Here is an 8,340-nt window from a genome sequence, read left to right as displayed (position 1 = left end):
TCATAGAACTCGGAACCGCCGTCATCCTCCAACGGGTGCTGCTGACCGGAGATCCGGTCGATCAGACGTTCCTGGAGATGATCGTCGACGACATCATGATCCGTTACGCGGCCTGATCCGACACCTTGTCTACAAGACGACCCGGGATCCCCCTCCGAACGCAAAGCTCCTAACATCGAGCATCGAGCCCGACCTGGGCCGAACGGGGCGGTCCGTCCCGTTCTAACACAGATGGACGGTTGCGAGAACCGCCCAGCACCACGGCGGGATCCGCAAGATCACGAGCGCGGGCCGGGGCCGCTCTTCGCGCAGCGCAGGAGGACGTCATGCAGTCACCGGGCCCAGGCCCCCAGGACCCGGACGCCCAGACCCAACGGGTTGACGGCAACGCTGGTGGTTCTTATTCCGCCTCGTCGTACTCCGCGGGCTCGGCACCGTTCGGCGACGAAGACGAGACCCGCCTGCTCGGCAACAGCGCACCCGGCGGCTACCCGCCCACGGAACAGTACTCCCAGAACCCTCCGAACCAGTATCCCCAGAACCAGTACGCACAGAATCCGTACCGCGGCACCGATCAGTACCCCCCGACGGGGGTCTACCCACCCGGCGAGGGCTACGGCCAGGGTTACCAGCAGCAGGATTATCCCGCCAACAGCTATCCCACGGAGAGTTATCCGCAACAGGCATATCAGCAGAACTATCAGCCGGGTTACCACCAAGATCCGGGTTACCACCAAGGGTATCAGCAGCAGGGCTACCCTGCGGCGGGCGGTTACGGAGGTTATCCGCCGCCGGGGGCGCCCCCCGGCCCGGCGGCTCTCAACGTCGGCGTAACACCATCATCGCTGCGGCGGTGGCGGCGGCACTCCTCCTGATCATTATTCCGGTTGTGCTCCTCTCCGGAGGTTCCGACAACCCGGGCACGGTGACCGCGCCCGACAGCCCCAGCGCCTCACCGACCTCGACAAACCCATCGTCATCGCCCTCGCCAAGTCCAAGTCCAAGTCCAAGCGCAAGTCCGAGTCCCTCGGCGCAGTTCACCCCGGCGCAGCACGCCCTGCTGGCCAAGCTCGACTCGTCCGTGATGACGGACTGCGAGCCCAACGGCGAAGCCGAGGGCGGCCACATCAAGGCGTCGTTATTCTGCAACTCGGATGATGGGAAGGTGATGGCTGCCTACTCCTACGCGACCACCAGTGATCTGAACAGCGACGTCGAGGTGCGCAAGTCCCTGGTCACCACCACCGGCGGCAAATGCGAGCAGGGCGGCGACGAGGTCTTCACCTGGAACTTCCACGAAGGTGCGACCCAGGGCACGGCCGTCTGCAACGTGCGTAATGGTGATCACTTCATCTTCTGGTCCTACAATTCCACGTTGGTCTCCTTCATGGCGACCGGCCCCGACGGGGCGGCCCTGTACGAATGGTGGAGTAATTTCGATCCGGTGCCCAAGACCTGACGTCGCGGTGGACGCCGCCGGGACGCGGCCACGTCCGCACGGCGGGGTGCTGCTTGCTGTGGCTTCGATCTTGCCTGCTTGCCTTCGGCCGGGCGGGTGGTGATAGAGCAGTATTTGTGACGCAGTAGCCTGACATCGCCCATATCCGAGCGGTGAGGGGCCTACGCTGGGGTTGCACCTGTCACCCATCTCGGGAGGAACCGTGCCCAGCCCCGGCCAAGGCGACGACGAAGCGTCGCGGGTGTCCGAGCCACCGCCGGCCTCGCCGCGGCCAGGGAGCGGCCCCGATCCAGACCCGGACGAGCCTGACCGGACCATCCTGCATCCACTACACCCAGGACCGGGACCAGGGGTGGGGCCGGGGCATGCCTTGTCGCCTCCGCCCTACACGAATCCGGTCTCACCGCCGTCGGCCCTGGGCTCGGGACCACTGTCGGGTTCCAGACCGCAAGGTCCGGTTCTGCCACCGGGCCCGCCGGTCCCCACGGTTCCCCCTCACTTCGGGGGACTGACCGGTCCGGGTGGCCCGCCGGGGCCGCCCGGCCCCTCCACTCCGTCCTGGCCGCCCGCTCCCCCGGGCCACCCGGATCTCTCGCCCCGCCTGGATTCGCCCCGCCCACCGGCCCCCCACCTCGTCCGCCCGGGCGGACCAGCCTGGTCCGGGCGGACAGGGACCACCGACTCCGCCTGGCCTGCCGGCTCGGTTGGGGATGCAGGGACCTCCCGGGCCCCCGGGACCCCCTGGGCCGCCCACAGGCATGGCCGGCCCGCCCGGTCCGCTCTACTACGGCTCGCCAACCAGATCCAGCAACGCTGAGTCCCCAGTGACCTTCGAGCCTCCCCTGTCTCCCGGAACCCCGTCGGCTCCCGGAACCTCGTCGACCGTGGAATCCCTCTCGGTTCCGGGGTTCCCGTCCACTCCGGAACGGCCGTTCCCGCCGGGGCCCCCGTCGGGCCCGGAGCTGCCGCCGCCCCTGCCTTCGGGACCTCGGACGTCCTCCGGACTGTCGATGTCCCCACACCACGCCCCATCGTCACCATGGCCGGACGACGGCGACCTCACCTACCGCCTGACCCCACCCAGCCCCCCGCCCACCGGACGGCCCGGCATCCAGGGCAGCGACATTAACCAGCCCGGAACCCTCACGGCCGGAACCGGCACCGGGCTCGGCACGAACGGTGACACGGCCTTCCTCGGAGCCTTCGGGGCCCGGGGCAGGTCCACGGACGGCGTTGACGCGCATGTCGCGCCGTCCGCACCGCCCATCGGTTATCCGGCGCCGGCTCCCGGAGCGACAATCGGTGTCAACCCGCCGAACGGATTCCCTCCGGTGAGCGGGACGCCTGTCCCGACCGGCGGCTTTCCAGCGCCGGCACCCGTCAATCTCCTCGGCACGTCCGCCCCCTCGGTCGACACGGCCACCGCCACACGGCTCGGCCCACCTGCGGAATCCAGACGGCCCTCGTCGTTACCGGGGCTGTTGCCGGGACTTCCGCCACCGGAGCCGCCCGCCCACCCGACAGGAATCCCCGCCAATGCGGCCGGGCCCGAGCGCGCCGTAGCCCCCTTGGCCAAGCGCGGCACAGCCTCCCGGCACGAAGTCAGCGTGGATCGACGCCTGCTGTTCGCGGGCGGCGGCCTCCTCCTGGCCCTGGTGATCCTGCTCGGAGTCGTCGTGTTCACCGGCGAGGACGGCACCGACACGACGAGCGGACAATCCGTCGCCACAACATCGGCCACCGGAGCGTCGGGGAACGGTGGACAGCCGGCCGGCAATCCACAGGAGATCCTCCGCTCGCTACTGAACCCGGTCGTCATGACGGGATGCGCCGTCCCCACACACCGTGACAGCGCCTATGCCGACGCCGCCCTCGTCTGCAAGGATCCCAGCGGCATCGAGGTCACCGCGTTCCACTTCCCGAGTCAGTCCGCCATGGACCGGCAGATCGGCGCCCGTGAAACGTACTACTACGACGAGGGGAACTGCGACGACGGCCAGCAGAGCTCGGAGCGGTGGAGCTCGCCGGCCGAGTCGACCGGTGGCACCCGGCTGTGCTACTTCTTCGCGAAGCGTTTCTACGAGTTCTGGACCTACGACGACTATCGAATCGCGTTCTCCGCGGATGATCAGGATCCGGGTAACCTCAACAGATGGTGGAAGTCGTTCGATCCACTCCGTCATTGAGCTGACCTTCCTCGGGAGACCGGATACCTGTGAACGGTTCCGAAGACGGATTCCCGCGGAATCTGGCCGACGGTGACGAGGATCCATCCAGTGGAACCGACTCGTGGTGGCGTCGCGGGCCCCTCACCGCGATCATCTTGATCATCGTGGCTCTGATCGCGGGTGGCGTCACCATCGGACTCGCCGTGACCCGCGATCCGAGCGACAGCCCCACCGGTCGCCACCCGTCGGCGGCCGGCACGACGGGTACGGGAGGCACCGTGGCCTCCGGAGCGGCCGGCGTCGGACAGTCGCCGGGCCCGACGCTCGATGCCGCCGAGGCACGGCTGCGGTCCTCGCTCAAGCCGTTCGCGGTCGGCGAGTGCGCGAGTGCGCCGCCCAGCGAGGGACAGGCGGTACCCGGTGGCGTGGAGGCGGCCCTCAGCTGCGTCCCCGGGGTGGCGACCGATGCTCCGGCCCCCGCTCGAATCCTCGTCCTGCGTTACCCGGACGCCTCGGCCCTGGCCCGCGACATCGCCCGCCGGTCCGCAGCCCTCGCCGGCGTCGGCAACTGTTATCAGGGGCAGACCGGCATCGAGCGCTGGGCACGCAGCTCCCGACGCCGTGGCACCTTCCTGTGCGATGCAGGACCCGGTCGGTTCTCGGTGTTCTGGACGGTTGACGACGAGCGTCTCGGTTTCGCCACGGAGGATCCGCAGGCCGACAAACTGCTCGCATGGTGGCGGGAGTTCGACCCGGTGTGACGGATCGGCCGTGCTTGCTGCCTCCGGCCGTCCCGGCGTCAGGCCCCCGGATAGCCCCGTGACTGGTAGGGCGCGGAGAGATCGGCAAGGGTTTCCTGCACCCGCTCGGCGTGCGGCATGCACGACAGGCTGACCCGGCCCCGCTGCCCCACCGTCTCAATGATCAGCTCACCCGAGCCCAGAACCCGGTCGAGGACGTTCTGCTGCACGGTCGCACCAACCAACCAGGCGAACGGGACATCACGCCCAACCCGCGTGACGACCCCTTCGCGGATCATCAGTCGATGGTTCGTCACGACGTAATGGGTGGTCATTCGACGTAGCCATGGCATCACACTCAGATAACCGATTGCACCGAAGGCGGCCAGAAGCACGAGGTACTGGATGGGCTTCTGCAACACCCCTCCGGGTGCGAAGAAAACCCCCAGCACGGCGAAAAGGAGGGCGGCAACCGTCCAGAGCGCCGGGACTACCAGGCTGACCCAGTGCGGGTGCAGATGGAGGACAACCTCTTCGTCCTGGGTGAGGATATCGTCGGGAAACGCCACGGCAACGATCGTCGCATCTCGGGCTGACAGATCGCTGCCGGGTCCCTCGTCACCGCAGGTGAACGATGTCGGCGGCGCTGTAGGGTCGCCCGTCGACGACGAGCCGGCCGTCGGGGTCAACATCGGTGGCGGTCCCGCGCACCGCCGAACCGTCCGGCAGCTCGACGCGCACCCGCCGGCCGATCGTCGCGCACACCCGTAGGTACTCCGCGCGAGCCGCTTGCGGGTCAGCCTCCCAGCCAGTGATCGCCCCGACGAGATCGGCGAGTACCACCCCGAGCAGCTCGGTCCGGTCCAGAGCCGCCGGAAGCGCGCCGCTGAGCAGCAGGCTCGTCGACCGCTCCGGGAGCTCGTCACGCTCCGCCATGATATTCAACCCAAAACCGATAATCACCGAAGGTGACGACAGTGGGATCCGGACGACCTCGACCAGGATGCCGGCGAGCTTCGCATCGTCGACGAGAATGTCATTGGGCCATTTCAGGACTGCGGGAACCGCCGCCACCTCACGTAGCGTCGCCAGGAGCGAGGTTCCGACCACCATAGGCAGCCAGCCGAGCAGGGACATCGCTACCCGGGGTCGCAGCAGCAGCGAGACCGTCAACCCGGCGCCAGGGCGAGACTCCCAGGATCGGTCGAGCCGGCCACGACCCGCCGTCTGCCGTTCGGCGACGAGAACCTGTCCCCGGCCGCGGGCGGTGTCTTCGCCCCGGGCGATGCGCGCCAGCGCGGCGTTGGTCGAGTCGATCTCCTCTACCACCGTCAGGTCGAGGCCAACCGCGGCGGCACGGGCCGCGAGGCGTGCGGCGTCCAGCGGTTCACGTGTTCCGATGGACGCGGATCGCCCCTCCCCGACAGAGCGGGCCCGAGGGGACGTCGGCGAGGGCTTGCCGGGCGGGAGCTTGCCGGACGCAGGCTGCTCGGGAGAGGGTCCCACGGGTGAAGGCTCCTTCGAGGGTGACACCGGTCCACCCTGCCAGACCGTCCGGTCACCCGCCGGCGACTCGGGCGATCAGCGGACAATCAGCAAACTGATCCGGGATACGGTTAACTCACCAGAGGCCCACGAATCTCGCCTATCCGGTGAGATCCGCTGCACATCAATCACACGCGTGGACCCGCGGGGGTCGTACGCTGCCGGTTATGGCTCTTCCCGCGCCCGCAGAGGATTCCGCTCCCGACCCGCGCACCACCGCAGGCCGACTCGCCCAACTGCGGCGCGTGAACGATGATGCCGTCCACGCCGGGTCCCAGCGAGCGGTCGACGCGCAGCATGCCAAGGGCAAGATGACAGCCCGCGAACGGGTCGAGGCCTTCCTCGACCCCGGGTCGTTCGTCGAGACCGACGCCTTCGCCCGCCATCGCGCGCACGACTTCGGCGTCCAGGCCAACCGGCCGTATGGCGACGGCGTGGTGACCGGGTACGGGACTGTCAACGGCCGGCAGGTCTGCGTGTTCAGCCAGGACTTCACCGTTTTCGGTGGCAGCCTGGGTGAGGTCTTCGGCGAGAAGATCGTCAAAATCATGGATCTTGCGTTGAAGACGGGCTGCCCGGTCGTGGGTATCAACGACTCCGGCGGAGCGCGTATCCAGGAGGGCGTCGTCTCCCTCGGTCTGTACGGCGAAATCTTCTACCGCAACGTGATGGCCTCCGGCGTCGTCCCACAGCTCTCACTGATCATGGGACCATGCGCCGGTGGCGCCGTGTACTCGCCGGCGATCACCGACTTTACCCTGATGGTCGACCAGACCAGCCACATGTTCATCACTGGCCCCGACGTGATCAAGGAAGTCACCGGCGAGGACGTGGGCATGGAGGAACTGGGTGGCGCACACACCCACAACTCCCGCAGCGGTGTCGCGCACTTCCAGTCGGCCGACGAGACGGAGTGCCTCGAGCTCGCCCGTGCGCTGCTGTCGTTCCTTCCGTCGAACAATCTCGACGACGCCCCGAGCTACGACGCCGTGGACGATCTGGACGCCGAGATCGACCCGGATCTCGGCACGTTCATCCCCGACTCCCCGAACACTCCGTACGACATGCACCAGATCATCGAGCGGCTCCTCGACGAGGGTGACTTTCTCGAGGTCCACACCCAGTTCGCCCAGAACATGATCGTCGGATTCGGCCGGGTGGATGGACGTTCTATCGGGGTGGTCGCCAACCAGCCGATGCAGTTCGCCGGCACCCTCGACATCGACGCCAGCGAGAAGGCCGCCCGGTTCGTCCGGACCTGCGACGCATTCAACATCCCGGTGCTGACCCTGGTCGACGTCCCCGGCTTCCTTCCCGGCACCTCCCAGGAGTGGAACGGCATCATTCGCCGTGGCGCCAAGCTGATCTACGCCTACGCAGAGGCCACCGTACCGAAGGTGACGGTGATCATTCGGAAGGCCTACGGCGGTGCCTACGACGTCATGGGGTCCAAGCACCTGCGGGCGGACATCAACCTCGCCTGGCCGACCGCCGAGATCGCGGTGATGGGCGCCCGGGGTGCCGTCAACATCATCTATCGACGGGATCTAGCCAGGTCCGAGTCACCGGAGACTCGTCGGGCAGAGCTGATCCAGGACTACACCGATCACTTCGCGACCCCTTACATCGCGGCGGAACGGGGCTATCTCGACGCGGTCATCAGCCCGTCGGCAACGCGGTGCGAGGTCATTCGAGCGATGCGTCTGCTGCGTACCAAACGTGAATCCCTGCCACCGAAGAAGCACGGCAACATCCCGCTATAGACGGGATCTGCCGTCGCCAGCTCGCCGGAAGGAGGATCTCCCCGACGGAGATCTCCCGGGCCTCAGAGGTCCACGGACGGCATACTCACGACGCACCAGCTACTCGAGGTACCGAGGAGAGAAATGTGGTTCAGGACGATGACAGGCGGGCGAGTCGGCCTCGGCTGCAGCTGATCCGCGGCGAGGCGACGCCGGAGGAGATCGCCGCTGTGGTGGCGCTCCTGACGGCTCGTGCCGCTCCCTCGTCGGCGCCGGCCACCCGCCGTTCATCCTGGGCCAGCCCAACGCTGGCGCTCCGTGGCAGTCTCACCACCGGACCGGGCGTGTGGCAAAGGTCCGGGATGACGCCGGGTGCGCGCACTCGAGCCGACTGGTGATCAACCGATAGGCATGACGCCGGGATGTCTGCAGCATCACATCTGGGTACAACGACAGCAAAATGTGCGGCCCGACTCACCTACACTCAGGCAGGCCGGACGAGGACGGGAGCGACGTGCGTAAGATCCTCATCGCCAATCGGGGAGAAATCGCGGTTCGAGTGGCCCGCGCCTGCCGCGACGCCGGATACACCAGCGTCGCAGTATACGCGGAACCGGATATCAATGCCCTGCACGTACGCGTTGCTGACGAGGCATTTGCGTTGGGGGGCACGACCCCTGGTGATT

The 8,340-nt window shown here is 67.7% G+C and carries 9 protein-coding genes; 7 read left to right on the top strand and 2 right to left on the bottom strand.

The features are described from left to right. Positions 1–326: 326 nt before the first annotated feature. The 4 genes from ACY45C_RS09870 (at position 327) to ACY45C_RS09855 (ending at position 4,388) form a co-directional block, all read left to right on the top strand. Positions 327–875 (top strand): hypothetical protein, encoded by a 549-nt coding sequence (locus ACY45C_RS09870; protein ID WP_462187322.1) that lies wholly within the window; start codon positions 327–329, stop codon positions 873–875. Then, positions 854–1,459, top strand: a complete 606-nt coding sequence (locus ACY45C_RS09865; RefSeq protein WP_462187321.1) for a hypothetical protein — start codon at positions 854–856, stop codon at positions 1,457–1,459. The genes ACY45C_RS09870 and ACY45C_RS09865 overlap by 22 nt, the downstream gene beginning before the upstream one ends. 1,607 nt (positions 1,460–3,066) lie before the next feature. Beyond that, positions 3,067–3,645, top strand: a complete 579-nt coding sequence (locus ACY45C_RS09860) for a hypothetical protein (RefSeq protein WP_462187320.1) — start codon at positions 3,067–3,069, stop codon at positions 3,643–3,645. Positions 3,646–3,674: 29 nt separating this feature from the next. Next, positions 3,675–4,388 carry a hypothetical protein gene (locus ACY45C_RS09855; protein WP_462187319.1) on the top strand — a complete coding sequence of 238 codons (714 nt, stop codon included), beginning with the start codon at positions 3,675–3,677 and terminating at the stop codon, positions 4,386–4,388. Between the two features lie 38 nt (positions 4,389–4,426). Here the strand turns inward: ACY45C_RS09855 and ACY45C_RS09850 are convergent, their stop codons facing one another. Beyond that, positions 4,427–4,936 (bottom strand): PH domain-containing protein, encoded by a 510-nt coding sequence (locus ACY45C_RS09850; RefSeq protein WP_462187318.1) that lies wholly within the window; start codon positions 4,934–4,936, stop codon positions 4,427–4,429. 49 nt (positions 4,937–4,985) lie between these two features. Then, a complete protein-coding gene (locus tag ACY45C_RS09845; RefSeq protein WP_462187317.1) occupies positions 4,986–5,873 on the bottom strand; it encodes a biotin--[acetyl-CoA-carboxylase] ligase in 888 nt (295 codons plus the stop codon). 206 nt (positions 5,874–6,079) lie between these two features. Here ACY45C_RS09845 and ACY45C_RS09840 point away from each other — a divergent pair, with 206 nt between their 5' ends. The 3 genes from ACY45C_RS09840 to ACY45C_RS09830 all read left to right on the top strand — a co-directional run. Then, positions 6,080–7,675 carry an acyl-CoA carboxylase subunit beta gene (locus ACY45C_RS09840; RefSeq protein ID WP_462187316.1) on the top strand — a complete coding sequence of 532 codons (1,596 nt, stop codon included), beginning with the start codon at positions 6,080–6,082 and terminating at the stop codon, positions 7,673–7,675. Positions 7,676–7,800: 125 nt separating this feature from the next. Further along, complete coding sequence (locus ACY45C_RS09835) at positions 7,801–8,052, top strand: acyl-CoA carboxylase subunit epsilon (protein WP_462187315.1); 252 nt, start codon at positions 7,801–7,803, stop codon at positions 8,050–8,052. Between the two features lie 116 nt (positions 8,053–8,168). Continuing rightward, positions 8,169–8,340 (top strand): biotin carboxylase N-terminal domain-containing protein (locus ACY45C_RS09830; protein ID WP_462187330.1); only part of this gene is annotated, 172 nt, incomplete at its 3' end.

This window comes from Frankia sp. CcWB2, assembly GCF_977927585.1.
Note: the sequence above shows the minus strand (reverse complement) of the source record. Positions and strands in the feature narration are given on the sequence as shown.

Excerpts from the sequence above, each read along its gene's own strand:
- ACY45C_RS09840 (WP_462187316.1), top strand. The coding sequence starts at position 6,080 with ATGGCTCTTCCCGCGCCCGCAGAGGATTCCGCTCCCGACCCGCGCACC.
- ACY45C_RS09870 (WP_462187322.1), top strand. The coding sequence starts at position 327 with ATGCAGTCACCGGGCCCAGGCCCCCAGGACCCGGACGCCCAGACCCAA.